The organism is Stenotrophomonas rhizophila (genome assembly GCF_000661955.1).
GTDB lineage: Bacteria > Pseudomonadota > Gammaproteobacteria > Xanthomonadales > Xanthomonadaceae > Stenotrophomonas > Stenotrophomonas rhizophila.
The window spans coordinates 2,955,656-2,980,252 of sequence record NZ_CP007597.1 but is presented as its reverse complement, the minus strand read 5'-3'; the positions used below and the strand labels follow the sequence as shown (position 1 = coordinate 2,980,252).

Annotated in this window: 17 protein-coding genes; 10 read left to right on the top strand and 7 right to left on the bottom strand. The window is 65.5% G+C overall.

The genetic code is table 11. From position 1 onward, the window contains the following. Positions 1-427: 427 nt before the first annotated feature. Entirely contained in the window at positions 428-1,792 is a 1,365-nt protein-coding gene (locus DX03_RS12895) for an NAD-dependent succinate-semialdehyde dehydrogenase (RefSeq protein WP_038689317.1), read from the top strand. An 800-nt stretch (positions 1,793-2,592) separates the two neighbouring features. Here DX03_RS12895 and DX03_RS12890 read toward each other — a convergent pair. The 7 genes from DX03_RS12890 to DX03_RS12860 all read right to left on the bottom strand — a co-directional run bounded on the left by DX03_RS12890 (position 2,593) and on the right by DX03_RS12860 (position 8,880). Next, on the bottom strand, positions 2,593-3,591 hold the full coding sequence (locus DX03_RS12890) for a magnesium and cobalt transport protein CorA (protein WP_038689315.1): 999 nt from the start codon (positions 3,589-3,591) through the stop codon (positions 2,593-2,595). 15 nt (positions 3,592-3,606) lie between these two features. Continuing rightward, positions 3,607-4,821, bottom strand: coding sequence for a lipoprotein N-acyltransferase Lnb domain-containing protein (locus DX03_RS12885; RefSeq protein WP_244880247.1), 1,215 nt, complete (start codon positions 4,819-4,821; stop codon positions 3,607-3,609). Positions 4,822-4,883: 62 nt separating this feature from the next. Then, a complete protein-coding gene (locus DX03_RS12880; protein WP_038689313.1) occupies positions 4,884-5,765 on the bottom strand; it encodes a CorC family transporter in 882 nt (293 codons plus the stop codon). Positions 5,766-5,830: 65 nt separating this feature from the next. After that, positions 5,831-6,418, bottom strand: coding sequence for a hypothetical protein (locus tag DX03_RS12875; RefSeq protein ID WP_038689311.1), 588 nt, complete (start codon positions 6,416-6,418; stop codon positions 5,831-5,833). A 31-nt stretch (positions 6,419-6,449) separates the two neighbouring features. After that, the gene (gene ybeY, locus DX03_RS12870) at positions 6,450-6,935 is read right to left on the bottom strand and encodes an rRNA maturation RNase YbeY (protein ID WP_038689309.1); all 486 of its coding nucleotides are present in this window, start codon (positions 6,933-6,935) and stop codon (positions 6,450-6,452) included. Positions 6,936-6,991: 56 nt separating this feature from the next. After that, positions 6,992-7,858 (bottom strand): hypothetical protein, encoded by an 867-nt coding sequence (locus tag DX03_RS12865; protein WP_244880120.1) that lies wholly within the window; start codon positions 7,856-7,858, stop codon positions 6,992-6,994. A 38-nt stretch (positions 7,859-7,896) separates the two neighbouring features. Further along, entirely contained in the window at positions 7,897-8,880 is a 984-nt protein-coding gene (locus tag DX03_RS12860; RefSeq protein WP_038689307.1) for a PhoH family protein, read from the bottom strand. Between the two features lie 660 nt (positions 8,881-9,540). On the opposite strand from DX03_RS12860, the gene DX03_RS12855 reads away from it, so the two are divergent. The 9 genes from DX03_RS12855 to DX03_RS12815 all read left to right on the top strand — a co-directional run bounded on the left by DX03_RS12855 (position 9,541) and on the right by DX03_RS12815 (position 24,564). Further along, a complete protein-coding gene (locus tag DX03_RS12855; protein WP_081797331.1) occupies positions 9,541-12,765 on the top strand; it encodes a type VI secretion system Vgr family protein in 3,225 nt (1,074 codons plus the stop codon). 3 nt (positions 12,766-12,768) lie between these two features. Next, positions 12,769-16,140 carry a phospholipase D-like domain-containing protein gene (locus DX03_RS12850; RefSeq protein ID WP_038689305.1) on the top strand — a complete coding sequence of 1,124 codons (3,372 nt, stop codon included), beginning with the start codon at positions 12,769-12,771 and terminating at the stop codon, positions 16,138-16,140. Then, complete coding sequence (locus tag DX03_RS12845; protein WP_244880119.1) at positions 16,137-17,759, top strand: hypothetical protein; 1,623 nt, start codon at positions 16,137-16,139, stop codon at positions 17,757-17,759. The genes DX03_RS12850 and DX03_RS12845 overlap by 4 nt, the downstream gene beginning before the upstream one ends. 808 nt (positions 17,760-18,567) lie before the next feature. Next, on the top strand, positions 18,568-19,707 hold the full coding sequence (locus tag DX03_RS12840) for a hypothetical protein (RefSeq protein WP_185753348.1): 1,140 nt from the start codon (positions 18,568-18,570) through the stop codon (positions 19,705-19,707). 137 nt (positions 19,708-19,844) lie between these two features. Beyond that, positions 19,845-20,303: a hypothetical protein gene (locus DX03_RS12835; protein WP_185753347.1), complete on the top strand. Its 459-nt coding sequence runs from the start codon at positions 19,845-19,847 to the stop codon at positions 20,301-20,303. A gap of 298 nt (positions 20,304-20,601) precedes the next feature. Further along, a complete protein-coding gene (locus DX03_RS12830; protein ID WP_051598995.1) occupies positions 20,602-21,663 on the top strand; it encodes a glycosyltransferase family 2 protein in 1,062 nt (353 codons plus the stop codon). 53 nt (positions 21,664-21,716) lie between these two features. Beyond that, a complete protein-coding gene (locus tag DX03_RS12825) occupies positions 21,717-22,724 on the top strand; it encodes a hypothetical protein (protein ID WP_038689297.1) in 1,008 nt (335 codons plus the stop codon). Then, entirely contained in the window at positions 22,721-23,464 is a 744-nt protein-coding gene (locus DX03_RS12820) for a hypothetical protein (RefSeq protein ID WP_038689295.1), read from the top strand. The genes DX03_RS12825 and DX03_RS12820 overlap by 4 nt, the downstream gene beginning before the upstream one ends. Next, a complete protein-coding gene (locus DX03_RS12815) occupies positions 23,461-24,564 on the top strand; it encodes a glycosyltransferase family protein (RefSeq protein ID WP_038689293.1) in 1,104 nt (367 codons plus the stop codon). The genes DX03_RS12820 and DX03_RS12815 overlap by 4 nt, the downstream gene beginning before the upstream one ends. Positions 24,565-24,597 lie beyond the last annotated feature (33 nt).

The following is a 24,597-nucleotide window of genomic DNA, read 5'->3' as shown; positions in this document are numbered from 1 at the left end:
ATCCGATCCGATCCGATCCATCCCGATCCATCCCGACCCGCGTCGCGCCGATCTGATCCGCACCGCACGGATACGCGCCGCGTAGAGCCGGGCTCTGCCCGGCTGCTCTTCTCTCCCCAATCAAACCGGTCGGCCGGCTCTTGCTCTTAGTGCGGACACGGCCAACTGTCTGGGCATGGTGCGGGTGGGAGGCCGGGACCGTCATGCGCCATGGATGGCGCATGCGAGCCTCCATGGATGGATTCACGGCGTGTCCCGGCCTCCCACCCGCGCCGTGCCAAACAGGTAGCAGTGAAACGCTGCTTTCCGCGCAGACCCTAACCTGCGACGCCACGTCGCAACCCACTCCCGGCTCGCCGCCAACCCCGGCAACATCCGGATCACAACACCGGGCGCAGAATGGTGGTCTGTCTTCCGGAGTACCACGATGACCGTTGAAATCGTCAATCCCGCGACCGGCCAGGTCACCTACCGCCATGAACTGCTCGATGCCGCCCAGGTTGAACAGCGCCTGGCCGCCGCGGCCGGCGCGTTCCCGGCCTGGTCTGGCCAATCCCTGCAGGCGCGCAGCGCCATCCTGCGTGGCATCGCCGCGCAGCTGCGTACCCGCAAGGACGACATCCAGCGGGCCATGACCAGTGAGATGGGCAAGCTCAAGGCCGAAGCCCTGACCGAAGTGGAGAAGTGCGCGCAGGCCTGCGAGTTCTACGCCGACCATGCCGCCGACTACCTCAAGCCGCAGCTGATCGACACCGAGGCCCAGCGCAGCTACGTGCGCTACGAGCCCATCGGCTGCGTGTTCGCCGTGATGCCCTGGAACTTCCCGATCTGGCAGGTATTCCGCTTCCTTGCGCCGGCCTTCATGGCCGGCAACGTCGCCCTGCTCAAGCATGCCAGCAACGTCCCGCAGTGCGCCGACCTGATCCTGGCCGTATGCCGCGATGGCGGCCTGCCCGCCGGCGTGTTCGACGTCCTGCACATCGACAACGACCAGGCCGCCGACGTGCTGCGCGACAAGCGGGTCAAGGCCGTCACCCTGACCGGCAGCGAACGGGCAGGACGCTCGATTGCCGCCAATGCCGGTGACCAGCTCAAGAAGTGCGTCATGGAACTGGGCGGCAGCGACGCGTTCGTCGTGCTCGAGGATGCCGATCTCGACAAGACCGTCGCCGCCGCCGTGAAGTCGCGCTTCGACAACAGTGGCCAGACCTGCATCGCCGCCAAGCGCTTCATCGTGGTCGATGCCATCGCCGATGCATTCGTGGAAAAGTTCGTGGCCGCCGCTGCGCAGCGCGTGTACGGCGACCCGCAGGACGAACGCACCACGCTGGCCCCGATGGCCCGCGCCGACCTGCGCGACGAACTGCACAGCCAGGTGCAGGACAGCGTGGCCAAGGGCGCCAAACTGCTGCTCGGCGGCGAGCCGGTGGCGGGCAGCCATGCCGGCTACCCGGCCACCATCCTGGACAACGTCGGGCCGGGCATGCCGGCCTATGAGGAAGAACTGTTCGGCCCCGCCGCGGCCATCCTGCGCGTGCGCGATGATGCCGAGGCGCTGCGCGTGGCCAACGACACCACCTTCGGTCTGGGGGGCAGCGTCTGGACCGCGGATGCGGTGCGGGGCGAAGCCATCGCCAAGAAGCTGGAATGCGGCGCGGCTTTCGTCAACGCCATCGTCAAAAGCGACCCCCGCCTGCCGTTCGGCGGCAGCAAGCGCTCCGGCTTCGGCCGCGAACTGGCCGACCACGGCATCCATGAGTTCATGAACATCAAAACGGTATACGTGGCCTGATCTGAAGAGGGTAGCGACCAACGGTCGCTACCTACCGACGATCCCCCCGGGGTAGAGCCGACCGTTGGTCGGCTGCCCGTAACGCCGGCACACGTCGCATGTATCCGGCATCGCCAAGAGCCGGCCAGCGGCCGGCACTACCGGACATCGGATCGGTAGAGCCGACCGTTGGTCGGCTCCCCGTAACACCGGCACACGTCGCATATATCCGGCATCGCCGGGAGCCGGCCGAACCGGGCATCGCATCGTTCAAACCGAGGTGGAGCCGACCGTTGGTCGGCTGCCCGTAACGCCAGCACACGTCGCGTATATCCGGCATCGCCAGGAGCCGGCCAGCGGCCGGCACTACCGGACATCGGATCGGTAGAGCCGACCGTTGGTCGGCTCCCCGTAACGCCGGCACACGTCGCATATATCCGGCATCGCCGGGAGCCGGCCAGCGGCCGGCACTACCGGGATTCGCATCGTTCAAACCGAGGGTAGAGCCGACCGTTGGTCGGCTGCCCGTAACGCCAGAACACGTCGCGTACATCCGGCATCGCCGGGAGCCGGCCAGCGGCCGGCACTACCGGGATTCGCATCGTTCAAACCGAGGGTAGAGCCGACCGTTGGTCGGCTGCCCGTAACGCCGGCACACGTCGCATATATCCGGCATCACCGGGAGCCGGCCAGCGTCCGGCACTACCGGGCATCGCATCGTTCAAACCGGGGGGTAGAGCCGACCGTTGGTCGGCTGCTCCAAATACCACACCCATGACGTACACCCGGCACCGTCGCCCGAAACGGGCCGCCACCCCGCCTCAGAGCCAACGCACCCGCTTGAACAGCCGGTACAACCCCACGCAGATCGCGCCCACGCCGATGATCATCGCCGGGTACGCCCACGGCTGGTCCAACTCCGGCATGTGGGTGAAGTTCATGCCATACCAGCTGGTGATCAGGGTCGGCGCCGCCAACAATGCCGCCCACGCACCCAACCGCTTCACCGTCTCGCCCTGCGCCAGCGTCACCAGCGACAGGTTCACGTTCAGCGCCGTGCCCAGCATTTCGCGCAGGGTGTCGATCACATCGCTGATCCGCACCGCATGGTCATGCACATCGCGCAGGTACAGCTTGACCTCGTCGGGCACCAGCTCGCCCTGGTAGCGCTTGATCTGGGCCAGCATGTCCTGCAGCGGCGCTACCGCCATGCGCATCTTGTTGAGCTCGCGCTTCAGTTCGTACAGCCGCACCACGGTCTGGCGCTTGTAACTGTCCGAGAAAATGTCCTTCTCCAGCAGCTCCAGCGTGTCGCGGTAGCGCTGGGTGATGGGCAGGTAGTTGTCCACCACGAAGTCCAGCACCGCATACAGGCAGTACGACGGCCCCATCGTGCGCAGCAGCTCCGGCTCGCGCTCCACCCGGGCGCGCGGCGCGGCATAGGACAGCGACGCCCCATGGCGGACCGTCACCAGGAAGCGGGGACCAAGGAAGGCATGGGTTTCGCCGTAGGCGATGCGCTCATCCACCATCTGCGCGGTGGTGACCACCACGAACAAGGAGTTGCCATACGACTCCACCTTGGGCCGCTGATGGGCGTTGCGTGCGTCTTCGATGGCCAGCGAGTGCAGGCAGAATTCTTCCTGCAGCTTCAGCAGCACGCTGTCGGCCGGCTCGTACAAGCCGACCCATACAAAGCCGTTGCCGCTTTCGATCACATCGCTGATCGCATCCAGGCTGATGTCATGGCGAATGCCCTGGTCATCGTAGTGCACGCAGTTGATGACGCAGGGCGGGTTCACGGGTGCGGTACTTTCCATGGGCGGCATCCTGCGTCAGCGGCCCGTGACAGATGCGTCACGACGGCCCAGCGCCCATGCCAGTGCCAGGTGCACCGGCAGCAGCAGCACGATCCACTGCAGGTTGACCTGCGCCTGCAGGCTCAGCCAGTGCAGGACCAGGCCCAGCGACGCCAGCAGCGCCACCGCCCACAGCACCCAGCGGAACCACGCACGCGGGGTGCGCCCGCGCAGCAGCGTGATGGCACCGGGCAGCAACAGCAGGCACAGCGGAGACAGCACCAGCAGGTTGCGGTTGGCCCACGCAGCCTGGTGCGCACTGAAGCCCCACAGGTAGGTCAGCAACGCACCGGCGATACCGCAGAACAGCCACACCGGCAGCGCGATGCCGCCCAGCAGGCGTCGGCGCGTGCGCAGTGCACACACGCCTGCCGCGGCCAGCAGGCCGCACAGCAGCCAGGGCCACCAGCGGCGCGGCGATTCGGTGGGCTCCGGCGCGATGCGGTGCGGCAGCAGTTCCTGCTCGGCCTGTACCAGCGGGCGGCCTTCGCTGTTGCGGGACTGGCGCAGCGCATCGGCCAGGCGCATCGGCACGAAGGCTTCCTGCCAACGCGAAAGCGGCTGATCGGCGAACGGCCCCAGCCCGATGTCGAAGCCCAGCCACATCCACGGCGACGGCGAGGCCAACCGCACCGATTCGCTCCGGTAGGTGTTGCCGCGCGAGCGCCCGGACAGCTGCGAATGCAGGCCGCCGCCGAGCGCTTGGTCCACCGCATCGCGGACCATGGTGGCGCAGTTGGCGGTGTAGTAGTCGTAGTGGTAGCGCGCGTTCTCCGGCTTGGCGCGCTCGGCCAGCGAGGCGGCCAGGGCGCGCGCCTGCTGCGGGTCCAGGTCCAGCCACTGGATGCTGGCCCCACGACCGCTCTCACGGTAGTAGGCCATGTCCTCGTCCAGCGGCAGCGCCACCAGGTAGTACATCATCTCGCCGCGCACGAAGCGGCCGATGAAGTCCGCTTCACCCGGATCGAAGTAACCGAAGTTGTAGGAGGTGGCCTGGCCCGTTACCGGGTCCACCACCACCAGCGCATCGTGACCGAAGCGCTCGAAGAAAATCTCGCCGGGCTGCATGGTCACCACGCCGATGCGCGGTGCCGCCGAGGCGTTCGCGCCGGAGTCAGCCACCGGCACGGTGACGGGGGCCGTCGCATCCTGGGCCAGCGCCGCGAACGGCAGGCTGGCCAGGGTGAGCATCCAGCACAGGAACAACAGGCGGCACGACGGCCACCGCTTCAGCAGGGGCCGCATGGCGTGGATCAATCCTCGTTGTTCGTATCGGCCGGCAGCACGGTCACATGGAACGCCTGCACGCGGCGGGCATCGGCACGCGCCACCCGGAACACGAAGCGGTCCAGGCTGAGCTCGTCGCCGGTCTCGGGCAGGTGGCCGATCGCCTCGGTGACCAGGCCACCGATGGTGTCGTAGTCGTCGTCGGGGAAGCTGGCGCCGAAGCGCTCGTTGAAGTCCTCGATCGCGGTCAGGGCGTCCACCACGTACTGGCCGTCGGCCTGGATCGCGATCTGCGCGGTGTGGTCCTCGGCCTCGTCGTGCTCGTCGTCGATTTCACCGACGATCTGCTCCAGCACGTCCTCGATGGTGACCAGCCCGGCGACACCGCCGTACTCGTCCACCACGATGGCCATGTGGTTGCGCGAGAGCCGGAACTCCTTGAGCAGCACATTGAGCTTCTTCGCTTCGGGAATCAGCACCGCCGGGCGCAGCAGCTCGCGCACGTTGGCCGGGCCGTTGTCGGCAACCACGCCGCGCAGCAGGTCCTTGGCCAGCAGCACGCCAAGGATGTCGTCCTTGTTGTCGCCGTGCACCGGGAAGCGCGAGTGGCCCGATTCGACCACCTGCTTCATTAGTTCAAGGAAGGGCGCTTCGACCGGCAGCGAGACCATCTGCGAACGCGAGATCATCACGTCGCCCACGGTGAGTTCGGCGACGGAAATCGCCCCCTCCATCATGCGCAGGGTATCGGCAGCGATCAGCCCATCATCGTGCGCGGTGTGCAGCACCGCCACGAGCTCGTCGCGGGTGTGGGGTTCGCCGGAGAAGGCAGAGGTCAGGCGTTCGAGCCAGCTGCGCTTCTTTTCGTTCTGCTCCAGGGTGGAGCTACTACTGTCGTCTTCAGACATCTCTGGAAAAAAGGGCACCCGGCGAACCGGGCGTTGGATTCAGTCTAGCAGGATGCGGGGCCCTGTCAGCGCCCGCCTGACGGGGCCGCATTCACCGAGGCGGCCGGCGGGGTGGGGGCCGGCACCGGCGCCTCCTCCTCCGCGGGCAGGTCCAGGCTGTAGGTGCAGCCGGCCAGGGTCTTGCCCGGGTGGCTCTTGACCGTGGACAGGCTCAGGATGATCGATTCGATCATCGGCTCCCCGGTGGTCGGGTCGGTGACATCGCGGCTGACCAGCTCGCGCCCGGCCATGAACTTGCCCGGGTTGTCCACCCCGTCCTCCAGCGCCAGTGTCTTCGCCAGCGGGCGCGGGTCGGCCAGGTCCAGGATCGCCATGATGCTGGCGCCGGCCACCGCCACGTATTCGGTGCGCTGCCCGAACACCGTCAGCGGCGTGGCCAGCCGGAACTCGGTCATGAACTGGTTGCCCTGGGGCAGCGGCTGCAGGCCATTGGCCACTGCCTTGAGCGGGTCGGCCACGACCGGCCCGACCGCCCGGTAGTCGGCCACGCTCTGGCGGCACTCGATCAGCGCGGCCAGGTCCAGCGGGGAGGCCGACGCAGCGGCGGGCAGCAGGGCCAGCAGGCCCAGGCAGAGGGTCTTGAAAGCGGTCATCTGGAATCCGTGGCGAGCCGGGCGGCGCGGCTTACTGCTCGTTGGCGTAGGGGTCGTCGATGCCCAGTTCAGCCAGGATGTCGCGCTCCAGCTGCTCCATGGCCTCGGCTTCCTTGTCGTCCTCATGGTCCCAGCCGAGCAGGTGCAGAACGCCGTGCACGGTCAGGTGCGCGTAATGGGCATTGAGCGCCTTGTCCTGCTCGGTCGCTTCGCTGGCCACCACCGGCGCGCAGATCACCAGGTCGCCCAGCAGCGGGAACTTCACGCCCTTGGGCAGGCCCTCGGGCACTTCGGCCGGGAAGCTGAGCACGTTGGTGGCGTAGTCCTTGCCGCGGTAGTGCCGGTTCAGCGACTGACCTTCCTTGGCATCGACCAGGCGGATGGCCAGGTCGGCTTCACGGATGCGGCCCTTGAGCGCGGCAGCCACCCACTTGCGGAAGCTCACCGCAGAGGGCAGCCCGGCGCGGGGCAGGGCGTAGCTCACGGCTACATCGAGGCGGACGGGGCCCTTGGTCATGGCGATACCGGTAATTCAGATCAATCAGGAGCCGACAGTATCGCGCGTGCGGCGCTTCACTGCGACTTCCAGTCGTCGGCGTCGTAGGCGATCTCGATGACATCGGTGGTGGCACGGCGCTCCTCGATACGGACGGTGCTGGCCGAGCCGTGGCAGTGGTACCCCTGTTGCTGGCTGAGCTGGCGGGTAATTGCGTGCATCATCTGCGTATCGGAGGCGTTGGAGTCGACCTGGATGGCGCCGGCGGCGCAGCCGCCAACGTTCTCCACCTGCACCGCCGGCACCAGTGCGCGCGTGGCCTGGTCCGCAAGCATGTCGAATGCCTCGGCGCCGATGTCCGGCTGCGCGGCCGAGATGCGCACCTTGACGTAGTACAGCTGCTTGTAAAACAGATACGCATTGGAGCGCAGCGGGGCGTCGCCCGGCGCGCGATGCAGTTCCATGCGCAGCTTCTGCCCGTTCACCCCGCCGGCGTTGGCAATGGCGTCGCGCATGACGGCCTCCTCATCGTTGGCCGCCGCCGGGGGCGGCGCAGGGGTAAGCCGGAATGCGTCAGCCGGCCCCAGCGTCCGCTGGCGCGAATAGGTGCCGTCCTTGACGGCATGCTTCATGCCTTCGCCGAACGCCTGCATGCCCTCGATCACTGCGGTATCCGGATCGAGGCGGCCCGCTGCATAGATGTACAGGTTGATCGTCGCTTCGGGGTGATCCTTGGCGCGGTAGAGCAGGCTGGCCCCGGCCAACCGGTTATCCGGATCGAGACTGCTGCGTACCAGGGTGAAATCGCCCACCGACCTGGGGGCGATCACGTAGCTGGTTTCCACATACGGACGCGCGGGGGCGGCCGTTTTTTCAGTGGCCGACGCCGTTGCCGGCACGGCGGCCAGCAGGCAGAGGCACAACAGCACGCAGGTACGATTCATGGCACTTCCTGTGCGACGGGAGTGCCAGCAGTGTACGGCTACTCCGCGCCGGGATTCACCTGCTGCAGGTCGCGCCGGTCGTAGGCGCTGACGATGCGCGCCACCAGCGGGTGGCGGACCACGTCGCGGGCCTCGAAGAAGGTGAAGCTGACCCCGTCCACGTCGCGCAGCACCTCGATCGCGTCGCGCAGCCCGGACTTCACGTGCTTGGGCAGGTCGGTCTGGGTGAGGTCGCCGGTGACCACCGCGGTGGAGCCGAAGCCCAGCCGGGTCAGGAACATCTTCATCTGCTCCACGGTGGTGTTCTGCGCTTCGTCCAGAATCACATAGGCATCGTTGAGCGTGCGGCCGCGCATATACGCAAGCGGCGCGATTTCGATGACATTCTTTTCCAGCAGTTTCAGTACTTTCTCCACGCCCAGCATTTCATACAGCGCGTCGTACAGCGGGCGCAGGTACGGGTCGACTTTCTGGCTGAGATCGCCCGGCAGGAAGCCCAGTTTCTCGCCGGCCTCCACCGCCGGTCGGACCAGGATCAGCCGCTGCACGCGCGACTCGTTCAACGCGTCCACCGCGCTGGCCACGGCCAGGAAGGTCTTGCCGGTGCCGGCCGGGCCGATCCCGAAATTGATGTCGTGGGTGGTGATCTGGTGCAGGTAGCGCGCCTGGTTGGCGCCGCGGCCGCGCACCGTGCCGCGCTTGACCTTGATGGTCACTTCCTGTGCTTCGTAGGCCCGTTCGACCACCTGGTCGACATTGGCCTGGTTCAGGCGCAGGTGGATGGCGTGATTGTCGAAGGTCACCTCCGCCGCTTCGGCGTAGAGCGCTTCGATCAACAGCTGCGCTTCCTCGGCCAGGCGCCGCGGGCCGGTCACGCGGAACACGTGGCCGCGGTTGGCGATTTCCACGCCGAGTTTGAGTTCGATCTGGCGCAGGTGCTCATCAAACGGGCCGGCGAGGTTGGCCAGGCGTTCGTTGTCTTCGGGAGCCAGGGTGAAATCGCGTTGCGAGAGTGCGGTCATTGCGTCTGGCAGCCTTCGATCCAGGGGACCGCGGCCGCAAGCAGGGAAAGGGTCTACAGGGTAGCGCGCAGCCCGTGCAGCCGCCATACCGGTGCCGGTTGTCCACACCGGGTGTGGGGGAGTCGTTGGCAAAGCTGTGGATATCCCGTGCCAGCCCTTGTGCGACAAGGTTGAACAAGGGCTGGTGAAAAAATGGCCGGTCGCTTCAGGAACAGGACACGCCGCCAGCCCGACCTGTACGCGGCACGCCCTCGGGCACTGGCGCGCTGTAGCCGGTGCATGCCCTGGTGGGGCGTTGGGAATTTGACGATATTTGCGTGGCGGAATCGGCCGGAATTATGTCGTTGGTTATGTTGATGGGCCAAGGCAGACATCCGGCGACGCTTCAGGCCCGCGCGTTCCGTGCGAGTAGGGGTTTTCCTACATTATCGTCAGAGTTGCCCCGGATATCGGGCCGCGACGATTCACTATATTCTTCGTCCATGCAGCTTGGTGCGTGCGTCTGTGTGGCGGGGAGAGCCTGCAGATAATGCGGCGGCGTGCGTTTCGACGGTAGCGACAGAGTGGGAGGTGCAGCGTGCTGCCGCCATGCCGGCGGGCCGGGTGCGCCATGGATGCTGGGCAGGTCACGCGGCCGGACGGCTGCAATGGATGGGCACGATGCAGGATGCAATCACACTGTTCGCCGGCGTCGCCGGGCTGGACGGCGCCAGTCGTCCGCACCGTCTGGCATTGGCCAACGGCCAGGCGCTGCTGGTCGAGCGCTGGTGCGGGCACGAACAGCTGTCCGACGGTTTCCAGTGGTGGGTGGACGTGCTGGCCAACGATGCCCTGCTCGACGTGGATGCCTGGCTCGGCGTTGCCGCCACATTGTCCTCGCGGCAGGCCGGCGGACACGACGTACTGCGCAGTGGGGTGGTGTCCGAGGCGGCCTGCCTGGCGTCCGATGGCGGGCTGGCGCGCTATCGCCTGTGCCTGGTGCCGTGGACCTGGCTGCTGGGGCAGGCGCGGCAAAGCCGGGTGTTCCAGGAACGGGCGGTGCTGGACATCCTGCAGGCCGTTCTGGACCCCTATGCCGCCCAGGGTACCTGGCGGGTCAGCGACGAAGTGATCGACTTTCTCGCCGCCGTGCCGCGGCGCAGTTACTGCGTGCAGTACCGCGAATCGGACCTGGACGTCCTGCAGCGCCTGCTCGCCGAAGAGGGCCTGGGCTGGCGCATCGAAGAAGACGCCGACGCGCCTGCCGGGCACGCACTGGTGGTCTTCGCCGACAGCGCCGCGCAGGCGCAGGACGCCACCTCCGAACGCGACGGCGGGCTGCGCTTCCACCGCGCCGACGCCACCGAGGCCACCGACAGCGTGCTGACGCTGGGGCGTTCGCGGCGTATCGGCGTGACCGCGCTGGTGCTGGCAAGTGACGACTATCGCGGCCAGCAGGCGCGGCAGGGGCAGACCCCGGTGCTGTCCGCGCAACGCGCGGAGACCACCCTGGAGGCGTACACCCCGGTGGGCGCCTATGCGTTCGCCAACCGCGGCGTGGCCGACCATTACAGCCGCTTGGCTGCCCAGGCGCACGAATCCCGCAGCGCCAGCTGGGTGGGCAGCAGCACCGCCCCGGGGCTTCGCGCCGGCACCTGGTTCAACCTGCGCCAGTGGCCGCTGTCCGACCGTGCCGGCGTGCCGAATGTGCTGGTGACGCGCATCTGGCACCAGGCCAGCAACAATTTCCCCACCACCGCGCGCGAGGCGCTGCTGCAGCGCCTGGGCCATGCGCCACCGGCGCCCATGGCCGGGCTGGATACGCCGGCGCGCCAGCGCCAGCTGTGCACGCGGGCCGAAACGCTGGGCTATGCCAACGCCTTCGAGGGCGTGGACCGTGCGGTGGCGTGGCGTCCGGCGCGCGAAGACGGCACCGGCCTGCGGTTGAATCCGCGGCCGCTGGCACCGGGCTACCAGACCGCGCGGGTGATCGCCGCCGATGGCAGCGACAGCGGTGAGGTGTCCTGCGACGACCTGGGCCGGATCAAGGTGCGCTTCCACTTCCAGCGGGCAGGCAGCGGCGACGATGGCAGCAGTTGGCTGCGCGTTGCCCAACGCTACGCCGGCCCCGGGGTGGGTGCGCAGTTCCTGCCACGGGTAGGGCAGGAGGTACTGGTGACCTTCCTGGAAGGCGACATCGACCGCCCGCTGATCGTCGGTACGCTCTACAACGGTCGCGGTGAAGCCGGCACGGCCGCCACCCCGGCCGGCGCGTCGGCGACCAGCGAACGGGGCGCCTATGCGCAGGCGGGGGATGCCCGCAGTAGTGCGCAGGGCAACCTGGCCGGTGGCCACGCGCCCGCCTGGCATGCGATGGGCGCCGGCGAAGACGCGCACCGCAACCCGGCCGCGCTGTGGGGCATCCAGTCGCGCGAGTGGCACGGCCAGGGGCACTCGCGGTTGCTGTTCGACGACAGCGACGGACAGCTGCGCCTGCAGTTGGCCACGACCCATGCCAGCACCCAGCTCAACCTGGGGCACCTCATCCACCAGGCCGACAACTTCCGCGGCAGCCTGCGCGGCGAAGGCAACGAGCTGCGCACCGACGCCTGGGGGGCCGTGCGGGCCCGCGCCGGCCTGTGGCTCAGCGCGCAACCGCGCGCCGCCCGCGCGCCGGCCGGTGAGGCGGTCGCCCCCAGTGCGCTGCTGACCCAGCTCAACGAACTTGGCCGGGTCCAGCACCAGGCCACCCGCGTGCACCGCAGCGTCGCCATAGCCGCGCACGCCGGCGTGGCGGGCCAGCAGGATGCGCCTGCGCCGCTGGCCAGCCTGCTGCGCAGCACCCGTACCACCGTGACCGGGGACGCCTTCGACAGCGGTCGGGCCGACGCCCCGGCGTACGCCAGCGGTGGCGGACAAGGGCGCTTGCCGCACAGCGGCGATGCCACCCTGGGCCTGTCTGGCAGCGACGGTCTGGTGCAGGTCGCGGGGCAGAGCCTGCAATGGGCGGTGGGCGAGGTGCTCAGCCTGGCCAGCGGGCAGGCGTCCGAATGTGTCGTCCAAGGCCAGGCGCGTGTCCACGCCAGCCAGGCCATCGGCGTGCTGGCGGCCACCGTGGGCACGGCCGCCGGGAACACGCTCAGCGTGGTGAGCGGGCAGGGCGAGCTGATCGTGCAGGCCCAGGACAACCAGATCCTGCTGCAGGCGCGCAACGCCCTGCGCGCGGCCAGTGCCAGCGCGGCGGTCGAAATGGCCGCGCCGAAAACCGTGCATATCGCCACGGCCGGCGGTGCCAGCATCACCCTGGCCGGCGGCAACCTGACCGTGACCTGCCCCGGCAACATCACCGTGCATGCGGGTCAGAAGTCCTTCGTTGGCCCCGCGAACCTGACCTATCCGCTGCCCACCATGCCGCGCAGCGAATCCCCCGATGTACTGCCCAGCTTCGCCTTCCGCCTGCAGGACATCCCGGGCCCGCAGGGCATCGCGCTGGCCGGCCAGCCGTGGAAAATCGTGCGCACCCGGCAGAGCGCCAGCGATACGCCGGACAACCTGCATGCGGTGGATGCCGGACAGTGGGTGGAAGTGCTCAAGGAAGGCAGCGCCGACGACGACGGCAAGGTCGCCCTTGACGATGCCGACTGCAAGACCGTCTGGGACGCCGTGGCGCGGTTCCCCGGGCGCCTGTACCTGGTGCACGGCATCGACGCCATCCCGCTGCAGATGCGCCAGTTCAGCACCGGCCCCGGGGTACGCGAGATCGTCGAGACCCTGGATGCCAACAACTACAGCAAGGACCTGCAGCACCTGCCCGATGCCGATGCGCTACGCGCCATCCGCCACCGGGTGGAGTACGAGTTCCAGTCCCTGCTGACCACCACGCCCAAGCAGCGCAAGGAGCTCTGAACCATGGCCGACGGCACCACTACCAGTACGGTTGCGCGCAACGCGCTGACCTGCCAGTCCGGCCAGGTAGGTACCTCCAGCGGTGACTACTACGCGCCGCCGGATCGCCAGTTCGCCCCGGTACGGCATGGCAACGCGGTGAAGTCCTACACCGACGGGCGCTCGGCCATGCATGCAATGGCCGAGGCGATCCGCGGCGCGAAAAAATTCATCTTCATCGCCGACTGGCAGATGAATTTCGACACGGAGCTGACCGGACGGGGAGAGGCCGGGCACCGCGGTCGCCTGAGCGAGCTGCTGTATGACGCGATCAATGTGCGTGGGGTGGATGTGCGGGTGCTGCTGTATGACAGCATCGAAGCCGCCGCGTACACGCATGAGAACGAAGCACGGACCGCGCTCTACATGATGCGGGATGACAAGACGCCTGGAAACATCGAAGTTGGACTTCATAACCCGGCAACGGGACGTACGGATCCTTTCAATATCGGCTTCTCTCACCATCAGAAGATTCTGGTGGTTGACGGGAAGATTGGCTTTGTAGGTGGGTTGGATGTTGCACATGGGCGCTGGGATGATGGCAACTTCGACGTCGTCTGCGACCCCCGACTACACATACTGAATGACCACTACAACAACTGCTTGATGAAACCGCGCGGCATGACGGCGGATGAAGTGACGTTGACTCAACCCAAGAAGGAGACGGGCCCTGATGTGGCTGGGAGGACGCGCCCGGGGTTCGCGCCGGCCTATCTACCTGGGCTTACGGTTGCCTTCGACCGCATGAAGCAGCAATGGGAGGACGGAGCAGCGCTGGCCGAACTTCTGGACTACGCGGACAAGGCCGCCATCACGCCCCGCCTGGAAGAGAAGGGCAAGCAGGTCCTTAGCGATGCAATCATTTCAGTTCTTCAGGAAATGACAGACGTCAAGGGAATCAAGGAGATGATCGAGGTGGTGCGGACCGTAGGAAAGGTCCTCAATTCCATCAAGATCGATCTCGACCAGGCACGGCACAAGTATCGTGAGGTGATTGCTGCAAGCAACCGTGCCGCAGATGAGGCTGCGAAGGGCAATGCCGGAGGCGCTGCCAATGCGGCTTCGGATGCAGTGGACGCGTTCACTTCAATTCAAGCCAAGGCTATCAATGATTGGATCAACGAAAAGAAAGCCGAGCTCCTGAAGAGCTACGACCGCGCCGTGAAAGTTGTCGATCGACTGGGCACCTATGCCGCTGATCCATCTCAGCTTGTAAAGGACGTCGAGAAGGCGCGCGCAGAAGCACTGGCTGCGTTGGAGCGTGCCAAGGAGTCGTGGGAGTCCTTCCGGAAATGGCTGGACACTCCGATCAACCGTGCCCAGAGCCTGCTGGACAGTGGTCGTCAGCCACGCATGCCTTGGCAGGACGTGCATGCACGGCTGGAGGGCCCGGCTGTTTTCGATATCTGCCGCAACTTCATGCACCGATGGAATGCAATGGTCTGGCAGAATCAACGCGGTGAATCGCTGATCGGGAGAGGAGCGAATGCTGTCGTCAATGCCGGCATTGGACAGGCAAACGATCTGGGTGCTGGCGTGCCGGAGCAGAAGTCGTTGGGACGGGGTCTTGAGCTCACTGCGCTGACGGATGCCTGGTTGGATGCAATGGGCGGAAGAACGGCACTGTTTGGAGACCTGTGCAGCAGGGGCAGCGCAGGCGAGGTCAGCGTGCAGATCGTCCGGTCGTCTGGCACCGCACTGCACGATATGGAGCGGAAAGGCTGCAGACAATATCGGTTGAATATGGACGATGGCAGTGATCTGAAGCCGTACTGGGAGCGCAGCCTGCCTATGAGATCGATCCAGGATGCCATGCTGAACTGCATCGCATCCGCCAAGGCGTTCGTCTACATTGAAACCCAGTTCCTGATTTCCGACTGCGGCTTCTCGGATGCAGATCCTGGGCGACGTTTGGACACCATCATCAAGGGCGGCCAGCGGGGGCCTGCAACGCCGGCCCAGGAGAAGAAGGCACAGCGAACAGCGCGCGTGCTGGGCGCTGCTGCGGGTCCGCTGGACGCTGTACTGCCCGAGACGCCCATTGCTGATGTTCTTGCAAAGAAGCAGGGCGTGCCCTCCGCCGCGCGCAATACACTTGTTGACACCATTGCCACCCGCATCGCAAAGGCAATACGGAGTGGCCAAGGGTTCCACGTCTACATCACGCTTCCCGTGCATCCGGAAGGCAACGTGAAAGACGGTGCCGTGGTAAAGCAGCACTACTGGGCGCAGCAGACGCTGTTGCGTGGTCACGACAGTCTGATTCGCCGAATCAGTCGCACTCTCGTGGCCAAACGCAAGGATATTCGCGACGTAAGCGTCAGCGAAGAAGATCTGCGAGACGAAGTTGCGGCAGGTGGCTGGAAGAAGTACCTGACAGTCTTGAATCTACGCAGCTACGGTGTCCTGAAAGACATCAATCACGACAGTTATAGCCGCGGGCCGCAAACTGCCGGGGGCAGCAAGGGCAGTCCACCACTCTATCTGGTGACCGAGCAGTGCTACGTGCATTCCAAGCTGCTCATCGTTGACGATGCGGTCGCCATCATCGGAAGTGCCAACTGTAACGATCGGAGCCTGCAGGGCGACGGCGACACCGAGATCGCTGCGGTGATTGCGGATACGGCGACATCAGTGCGTGACCTGGGCAATGGCGTGAGGGTCGTGACGCGAAAGTTTGCACAGGACCTTCGGATGCGCCTGTGGAAGAAGTTCCTGGGCATGTCGATTCAGGAAGAGGTTGTGTTTGGCGCAATCAAGAAGCAAGGCGGATTTACGGATGCAACCGACAGAAGATTTCATCCTCCTATCGTGAAGCAGGACCATGCCGAGCTGAACCTTGAATTGCCGGCGAGTGCCGATACGTCGGATTACATCCGTAGCCTTGCGGAAAAGAATGCATCCATATACGAAGAGGTGTTCACGAACGTTCCGAGGAATTCCATGGCACGCTACGACTCAGTCTTCGATGGATTTCCTTCCGGTGGCTGGAATGAGAAAAAGGACGCCATCGCGCGCTACATCTACGCGCAGCCACCTGACCTTCAAGCGCAGTACATGGAAGTGGCAAGCACCAAGGTGGACGAGGCGACGCGCACTGTGGGTCGCCACAACATTGCCAAGGCGCTCTCACGACTGAAAGGCAGCGGGGCAGGGGACCGGGTCAGAGGATTCTGGGTGTCGATGCCGCTTGAATGGGGGCACGGGATGGATGATCCTGCTGCTGCAATGCCTGTAGAACTCATTGCCGCTCGTCCGGCCGTTCAAGGCGGTTCCAGCGGCACCCTGCAGGCGCTTGCTCGCTTGGACGTGAAATCCCCCACGGAGCAAACATGAAAATCAGGCAGTCCCTGTTGTCCCTCCTGGTCATCACAGGTGCCCTCTGCTCCGGCGGCCGCGCGCTTGCATGCACCGACAGGCTGGACCCTCTGGCATCGCCTGCAACCGGGGTAAGCCTGCTATTCAGTAATGGACAAGGTGGGGGCGTCGGCGTCGCCACTCCCCGTCTTTTGCCGGGCGGTCGACTGGCACCGCCTGCCGTTTCTCCCGCGCTGAAAGAGCTTAAGGCCGGAAAGTTCGATCAATGGGGAGGGGACGTTGTATTCACTGAAGATGATGGGCGAGGCGGTAAGCGGGTCTGCCGGGTGGAGACCTGGAAGAGTAGAACCTTGAACGCTGTTGTAAGAGACAGTCTTGGTGGGAAGCCCGAACGTCTTCGGGACAGTGATGGAAGGGTGGCGGCCATTGCGTACATGCCTACGCCAGCGCAGGAAAGACATCCCGTGCTGGTGAAGTTGCTGCCGCACTACTACATGAGCTCGGCAACCGCCTTCTACTACGATGGGTCCAATAATCTCATTGAGGTGGACAGGTACATGTCCCCTGAGGCCAACAGGCTCAACCCGAAGTACCCGTTGAAGATCGTTGCACGGTCCGTCCTGTACTGCTTCCGCTACGAGGATGGCAGGTTGGTGCAGTCTGCAGGCTTGCCGGGGCCTAGCGTCAGCAAGGACCCGGCGTTCTCGTGTGGCCAGCTCAAGGCTGGCGAGCATTCGCTTGAGCGGTATCGCTACAACGCCAATGGAACCCTGCGCGCCATGCTGAACTACTACGGAGAGGGCGATGCCGACGCCTCCGACAGCCAGCGAAAGTCTGGCGGCGGAGGCTACGGGTCCATCTGGCTGCCCGAACGGCTTCCGTCCGGCGAGCAAGCGCGCGTGGAGCTTCATTTCAATGCGAAAGATGAACTGACCAACCTCAGTACAACGTTTCTGGAATTCGCGGCAGCAGACGCGCAGCCCTCGTATGCGGCGCGTGGCGATGCCGGCGGTTCGATGCTTGAGTACCGGTTTCCTGGTTCACCGGTGCCCTTGTCGGTGATAGACAAGGGATTCGCTGCGATCGGTAGCTACCCCAGGGTCAGGATCTTTCCTCATCGGAGCGGAATGACGGTGTCAGAAGTCTTCGACGCTGGTTCCAGAAAGCCGCGCCAGCGGCAGTGGCGCAGCTTGGATCTGAATCGTCAGGAGATGTACGGCGGCAATGGCAAGCTGATCCGCGTAGTTCAATACGGTGCCGCACCGCAGGATGCCTACGAGGAAGACCTGAAAGGCTATGCCGAAAGTGGCGTGCTGAAGGTTACGCCCACTACCACCGGCTACGCCAGCTACCGCGTCTACGACTACGACACAGCAGGCAAGGAGCGTCTGACCTTCGTCTGCTGGCAGCACGATGTCCCCAGCAACAAACCCCTCCGCCATTTCCCATGGTGGACGCCCGACCCGGGTCCCAAACGCAGCAGGGAAGAAGCCCTCGTGTATGGCATGAAGAACGTGGCCAATCGCTGCGGTAGGCCGGACGGCACGATGGTGATACAGGGCTTGGCACAGATTGATGCCTACATGGCGAAGACGTATGGGTATGACGTGGACAAGCTCAGCTATGAAGGTCGCTGAGCCTCAAGGCGCCGTGCGTCCGGTCAAGTGCAACGGCAGCCCCCTGTTCGGCACGCTTTTGGGGTCGGCCGCGGACTGTGCGCCGAGATGTGGCAACGAAAAGGGCAGTTCGACGGCATCTGATCGCTGACTGCAGATTTTTCGATGCGGCGCATGAGCCAGCCTTGGACAATCGTATTGCGCCAGCGTATTGGCTGGGTCAAGGCTGCGGCGTCCATGCGGATTCGGCGCGCCCTTTCATTTTCAAGGCGCGTCGGCGACGAAAAGGCTGTTCGCTCGCTTGCTTTAGTTGATGCAGTATTTGTCTGGAGTGGGCATGAATCATAGGGCGCAGTTGAGGTTGCTGCTGCTGAGTGCGTTCGGCGTCTGCGCGTCGAACCAGGCGATTGCGTGCACAGATCGCCTGGATCCACTGGCTTCACCCAATCGAGATGTGGCCATGAGATTCACGGACGGTCGATCCAGTCCCATAACCGTAAGCGAAGCGCGCCTGCTTCCTGATGGCAGGGTCTCACCGCCTCGTGTGTCGCCACCTGTGGGAGAGATTCAGGCAGGCAAGTTTGATCACTGGGGTGGAGACGTAGTCTTCATGGAGAACGATGGGCACGGAGGGCGGCGGGTGTGCCGCGTAGAGTCCTGGAAGAGTCGGATGTTTGATGCGGTCGTGCGAGACAGCAGAGGGGGTGGCCCGGTCCCGCTGGTCGACAACAGTGGAGAGATACGCACTGTCACATACACATCAACACCTGGCCAGGAGCGTAATGCAATCTTGGCGAAAGTGTTGCCGTACTACTACCTGGATTCTGCGATGGCGTATTACTACGACGATCGCGGGCATCTGGTCGAGGTTGGAAGGTATGCCTCTCCTGAAATGCGTGTGACGAGCAACAGGAATTCCGCTCAGGACGTGACAAGGTGGGTGCTGTACTGTTTCACCTACCGGGATGACAGGCTGGAACTTGCCGCTGAATTCGCCAAGAGCGGTCCAGCTACGCCCGCAGGTTTCGCATGCGATCAACTGCGTCGTGCTGGCGTATCCTATGACTCGTATCGATACAATGCCGATGGGACGCTTTCGGCACAGCTGCGGCACTACAGAGTCAACGCTCAAGACGGCAATGGCCCGCCCCGGCAGTTCCGGACCGTCAACCAAGCCGGGAGCGGCACAAAATGGCTGCGCGGTTTGGGCAACGGTGAGAGGGCGAGCGTGTCCTTCAGCTTCAGTGCGGCAAACACATTGACGCATTTACAAACTACGGACCCGAATGTTTTCAAGGGTGATGCGCAAGCGCTGTACGCTGAGCGCGCGCAGGACGACGGGGTTGTTACTCGTTACAGTTTTCCCGTTCACCCGGTGCCGCTTTCGCTCGTCGGCAATGATTTTGCCGGGCTTGACCGCTACCCGCGAATCAGAAGCTACAGGCACCGTGACGGAAGCCAGATATCGGAACTATTCGATGCTGGCGCGCGCACTCCTCGCCAGCGTCAGTGGCGAGGAGTCGATCTGAGCCGGCAGGAGATGTACGGTGCGGATGGCAAGCTCACCCGTGTGATCCAGTTTGATCGTCAGGGAGGGGAGGGGGACGGTCGAGACGTCCTCAAGGCGTATGTGGAACCGGGTGTTCTCAGGGTGACGCCGACCACGATCGGTCCGTCCAGCTATCGTGTTTATGATTACAACGCGCAGGGGAAAGGGCGCCTGATCTTCGTGTGCTGGGAATACGATGTGCGCGACGGCAGACCCTCCGAGCACTTTCCCTGGTGGACGCCTGATCCGCAGCCGAGGCGCGACAGGAACGTCAGGCGTTTTGGCAAAGGCCACTACGCACACGCATGTGGCACTCCAGACGGGACAATGCGGGTCAAGGGGTACTACCGCATCAAGGAATACATGGCAGTCACCTACGGCTATGACGTGGAGAAGCTCAGCTATGACTACGGTCGATAAGGCACAGAGACCCGAAGAAAGTTGCTGGGCGCGTCTGAAATGATGCATCAATGCCGATGCCGTTCAATGGGCTGGGCTTGGCCCCCGCCTCAGGGGGTGAGAAGGGAGACTACATCCGTTACCTCGGAAGGAATGCCATGGCCAGCGATGTAGTTGCACCCCCGGGCCGCCCGAATGGCCTGGCAGAAGGTTCCGTCCGCGTACCCCTCAGCGCACCACGTTTCCCACGCCTGACCATCTGTTCGCTGGCACTGGCCGTGCCCGGCCTGCTGCTTGTAGCGTGTCTGGTCATTGCGGCGTTCGCCGTGGAGTGGGGTGCCGTCAACGAACGCGGTATGGATGCGCTGGTGGTAGTACTGCTTTCATTGCTCGCGCTGTTTCCCATGGGTGCGCTGCTGGCTGTCGTCAGCCTGTTCCTACGTCGGCAGTCCTGGCGCTCGTCACTGTCGGCGCTGGTGCTGCACCTGCTGGGTCTGGCCATCCTGTGTTTTTCAGCCTATGTGATCGTTTCAGCGTTGGCGGCAGCTGCGGTTAACGCGGTGCAAGCCACACTGAGTGATCTGATGGCGATGCTTACGATGCTATCTGGCAGCTAGCGCACTGGTGGCGCAACTGACCCATTTCGCGGCGGGTGCGCGGGATCATGCGGCAGGCCTGGCGCTCTGCAACGCTGGCGCCGGGGCTGAACCTGTCGGGGCAGTGGGCCTTGTTGTATGTTGCCTACATGATCTCGGTGTATCTGTCGGAGCCGTGAGCACAGCGTAGGAAGCTCAGCGTTCGACGAAGGCCCGCCAGATGCGCGGCTGACGCGTGAAGGCGGCTTCCCCTAGAATGAATGCCGAAACACATTTGCAGGAAGACCTCGACATGGACAGCCAGGAAGCGGCACACAGCATGTTGCCCCCGTCCCGCAGCGACGGCATGGATCACGGGCTCGCCGATATCGCGAGCCGGACCGCACTGGTGCTGGAAACCAACAACCTGCGCGGAGGCGATGCCGCGGTGGAGGCACTGGGCAGCCTGCAACGGTTGATCGCCCGGCTCAATCAGCAGAGTGTTTCCCCGCGTGCGTTCGCGCAGTGGATCATCACCCACGATGGGCTCGATCTGGAGGCCCGCCAGGCGTTGTGCCTGCTGGCCGGGCGACCGCTGGATTTCGTTGAGATCGACACGCGCACCGGCTACTACGAGGCCAAGAACGTCGGCTTTGATCATGTCGACGGCGTGCGTTGCCAGTATGTGGTCTTTGCCGATGCCGATTGCCTGCCCTGCAACGACTGGCTGGAGCAGTTGCTGACGCCGTTTGCCCAGCCCAACGCGCCTGTCGCGGTCGCCGGGCGCACCAGTTATGCAGCCACTGTCACGGGCACTGCCTTGACGGCGATCGACTTCATGTACTTCCCCAGCCCGTTGCGTGACGGCGCGACGCGCAATTTCTATGCGAACAACGTGGCGTTCCGCCATGAAGTCTTTGAACACCACCGGTACGAGCCCCTCGACGGCGTTTATCGGGCCCATTGCCAGGTCATGGGGCTGCGCATGCAGGCTGCAGGCGTTGCGGTGGCCTACGCGCCGCGCGCGCACACCGAGCACCGACTGCCCGACAGCCGGCGGGAAGTGGTCGAGCTGCGGTGGTTGCGCGGCGGCGACAGCGTCGACCTGACCCCCCACCTGATTCGCGCCTACCTGCCGGACCGGCTGCAGTGGCTGGCGCGCAGCGGTCCGCTCGGGCCGTTGCTGGTCATGGCCGGGCGCCTGCGCTACAGCCTGGCGGCGCTCAATCACCAGGACCTGCCGCCGCTGCGTGGCATGCGCCGGCTTGCCGCAGCGACCCTGGTGATGGGCATGTCATTGCTCGATACCGCCGGCGCCGTGGTTCGTGGGTGCGGCATCTCCGCCGGTCGCGCCGCTGCCCAGCACGGGCAGGCCTTGTCCTACCACCGCACGCTGGAATGAGCCGCGCCGTGCGATGGCACCGTCCGCAGGCTGCGCTTGCAGGGGAATCCCACATGAAACACGGTTTGATCGGCCCGTTTGGGTATGCATTGCTGTGCCTGGCCTGGCTGGCACCGGGGAGTCCGGCGCATGCCGCCGCGTTCAACGGGCGGGGCGTGTTTCACTTCGCGTCAACCGGTGACTGTGCCGCACCCTCGCAACCGGCGGCCAGCACGTGCCATCGCATTGCCCTGGATGTTGCCGATGCCCATGCCCGTGTAGACCCTAGAACCCACACGATCGTGATCGCCGCCGATGCTGCCCACGATCGGAAGACCGTGGTTGGCGACGTGCTGCTGCACGGCAGTGGCGTGGCCGCCGATGGCCAGCGCGTGCCGCTGAGCCTGCACGTGCTGCTGCGACGCTCGGGAAACACCTGGAAACCCGACACCTACGTGCACGCCCCGGTGCGCGGCACGTTCACCGCGATCGAACTTGAGCCCTACCAGATCGGCGTCCGCGACGGCGCCGGCGTGCGCGTGCTGCTTACCGCCGGGCAAGCCCGCAAGGCCCTTGCCGAGCCCTCGCTTGCGGCACGGGTTGCCGGCTACTTCGTCCGGGTGCGTCCCAGCGACGCGAACAGGCCGGGTGCCAATGACATCACCGTATCCCTCGGCATGGGCCGGCTGTCCAAACCCTTGCTGCGCGCCAGCTTCACTGCCGATCCGCCCGGCACGGCGCCGCTGGATCCGCTGCTGGCCAGCGGGACGTGGAACCTGCGGTTGCAGGCGCTGAGCAGCCAGGTACCGGTCTGGGCCGTACAGCGCCAGCTGTTCGTGTTCGGGCTGGACGCCAGCCCGCTGCTCTCGGGCGTGCGCCAGCGGGGGTTCGACAAGCGCGACACCCTGGAGCTGGGGGCGGTCAACGGCACGGGCTATCTGCGCTTCAACGGTGTGGAAGAGCGCTTCCCGGCGGCAGCCTCGGCAGGTGCGGCGTTCATGCGCGAGAGTTTCATCGGCCTGATCCTTGCCTGGCACCGCCGTCCGCCGGCGACCCCGTCCGCCGCGCGACCTGCGCCATGAGCGTCGTCCAGCAGGACGCCGACGCGCTGGATTTCGGCTGCCTGGCCACGCCCGTCGCGCGTGGCCTGCGCGGGTTGCAGGCGCGCTGGGTGGACCGGATCAAACGTGCGGCGCTGGTCCGGCTTCACCGCAGTCGGCGCGGCGAACGGCTGCTGCTGCGCATGTATCTGGTCGGCGAAGACGCCACCGAGCGCGCGCTGCTGGATGAACTGATGCCGCAATCGCCGGAATGGCTTGATCGCCAGATCGAACGGCATCTGGCCGATGAGCGTCGGCATGTGGCGCTGTTTGCCGACGCCCTGCGGCGGGCTGGCGATGATGGCACCGGCCGCATGGAGCCGGACTGGCTCAGCCGGCGCAAGATCCAGCGCTGGCGACGCCTCTCGCATGCGTATGCAGGGCACTTCAGCCACGGGTTGCTGGTGCCTGCCTTCGCCACGGGGTTGTGTGCCGAGCAGATGGCCGAACGCGTGCTGGCCCGCCACTGTGACGTGATCGGCGCCGAGCATGCGATGTACCCGTTGCTGTCGCAGGTGCTGGGCGACGAGAAGGCGCATGTGCGCGTGTGTGGGAACACCCTGCGGCGGCTCGTGGCACCCGATGAAGTGCCGGCGCTGGCGCGCCTGCTGAAGGACATTCGCGCAGTCGACGCCGGCTTCGGCGTGACCGGGGCGCTGGCGATGTACGTTGCCGGCTGGGTGTTTGGCGGCCTGCGGGGCACCGGTGCAGGCGACCGATGAGTCCCCGCATCCTTTACCTCGCCACCGCTGATGCGCGTGGCCATCTGATGCGTGCGCAGTTGTTGGTGCATGCGCTGCGTGACGCAGGCGCCAGCGTCGAGGTGCTCACCACGTCCGTGCAGGGCCAGCAGTTCCTGCTGCGCTTCGGTATCCAGGCGCAGGTGCTGTCAGTGCACTACGCGGTCCAGTTCGATGACGGGCAGAACATGCTGCGCGCGGCGACCAACCGTACTGTCGCGCACTACCTGTTCCGACCGGGGCGCATGCTGCGCGACATCGGACGCCTGCAACGCCGCTTGCGCGCTGCTGACCTGGTCATCAACGATTCCTTCCATCCCGCGCTGCTGCACATGGGCATGCTGCCCGGCTGGCGACGCAAGGTGGTGCATGTTTACGGCGCCAGCCTCAAGGCTGCGTTGATCAGTAATTTTGCAGGGGTGGGGCCGCGCCTGTTCGGGCGCTTGTTTGGCTGGATCGTGCACCGCCAGCTGCACCTGGCACGGGCCTGCATCGAGCACGATTTCGCCTGTGAGATCGACGACGCCGCAGCCCCCGCCCTGCATCGCCTGCCAACCCCGGTCGCCTTGGCCGAGGCGACACCGGCGCAGGCCACGGGCGGTGCGGCGGTGTACCTCAACCCGCATTTCAGCGACCCCGGCTTGGCCGATGCGCTGAGCGCGGGCCTGGCCGATGCAGGCCTCGCGGCGCATCGGGTGGGTGAGGGCTACGCCGGGCGCGACGGGTGGATCGCCGTTGATCCGGACTGGGCCAACCACGCGGCGCATGCACAGCTGATCGTCTCTGCGCCGGGAATGGCCGCGCTGTCGATCGCGCTCGTCTACCAGCGTCCGATCCTCCTGGTCCTCAGCGACCAGCCCGAACAGGCAAGCAACGCGGCACGTGCGGCCCAGCTCAAGCTCCTGCACCAGGTGGTGGTATGGAACGGCGATGCAGGTCAGTTCCAGCGTGAGGTGGCGCAGGCGGCGGCACGGCTGTGTGCTGCGGCCACACCGGATCCCGCTGCCGCGGACGGTCGGCGTCGCGCCCAGACCCGGATCGATGCATGGGTCAGCCGTCTGCTTGCCCTGGGGAGGCGTTGATCGTGTCGCCTGCCGCCGCTCGTCCCCCTGCAG

Bases quoted from the DNA above. Each gene is read 5' to 3' on its own strand.
- DX03_RS12840 (WP_185753348.1), top strand. From the start codon at position 18,568: ATGGCGTATTACTACGACGATCGCGGGCATCTGGTCGAGGTTGGAAGG.
- DX03_RS12835 (WP_185753347.1), top strand. From the start codon at position 19,845: ATGGCCAGCGATGTAGTTGCACCCCCGGGCCGCCCGAATGGCCTGGCA.
- DX03_RS12820 (WP_038689295.1), top strand. From the start codon at position 22,721: ATGAGCGTCGTCCAGCAGGACGCCGACGCGCTGGATTTCGGCTGCCTG.
- DX03_RS12880 (WP_038689313.1), bottom strand. From the start codon at position 5,765: ATGTCTGAAGACGACAGTAGTAGCTCCACCCTGGAGCAGAACGAAAAG.
- DX03_RS12855 (WP_081797331.1), top strand. From the start codon at position 9,541: ATGCAGGATGCAATCACACTGTTCGCCGGCGTCGCCGGGCTGGACGGC.
- DX03_RS12850 (WP_038689305.1), top strand. From the start codon at position 12,769: ATGGCCGACGGCACCACTACCAGTACGGTTGCGCGCAACGCGCTGACC.
- DX03_RS12885 (WP_244880247.1), bottom strand. From the start codon at position 4,821: ATGCTCACCCTGGCCAGCCTGCCGTTCGCGGCGCTGGCCCAGGATGCG.
- DX03_RS12845 (WP_244880119.1), top strand. From the start codon at position 16,137: ATGAAAATCAGGCAGTCCCTGTTGTCCCTCCTGGTCATCACAGGTGCC.
- DX03_RS12875 (WP_038689311.1), bottom strand. From the start codon at position 6,418: ATGACCGCTTTCAAGACCCTCTGCCTGGGCCTGCTGGCCCTGCTGCCC.
- DX03_RS12895 (WP_038689317.1), top strand. From the start codon at position 428: ATGACCGTTGAAATCGTCAATCCCGCGACCGGCCAGGTCACCTACCGC.
- DX03_RS12860 (WP_038689307.1), bottom strand. From the start codon at position 8,880: ATGACCGCACTCTCGCAACGCGATTTCACCCTGGCTCCCGAAGACAAC.
- DX03_RS12825 (WP_038689297.1), top strand. From the start codon at position 21,717: ATGAAACACGGTTTGATCGGCCCGTTTGGGTATGCATTGCTGTGCCTG.
- DX03_RS12830 (WP_051598995.1), top strand. From the start codon at position 20,602: ATGTTGCCCCCGTCCCGCAGCGACGGCATGGATCACGGGCTCGCCGAT.
- ybeY (WP_038689309.1), bottom strand. From the start codon at position 6,935: ATGACCAAGGGCCCCGTCCGCCTCGATGTAGCCGTGAGCTACGCCCTG.
- DX03_RS12865 (WP_244880120.1), bottom strand. From the start codon at position 7,858: ATGAATCGTACCTGCGTGCTGTTGTGCCTCTGCCTGCTGGCCGCCGTG.
- DX03_RS12890 (WP_038689315.1), bottom strand. From the start codon at position 3,591: ATGGAAAGTACCGCACCCGTGAACCCGCCCTGCGTCATCAACTGCGTG.
- DX03_RS12815 (WP_038689293.1), top strand. From the start codon at position 23,461: ATGAGTCCCCGCATCCTTTACCTCGCCACCGCTGATGCGCGTGGCCAT.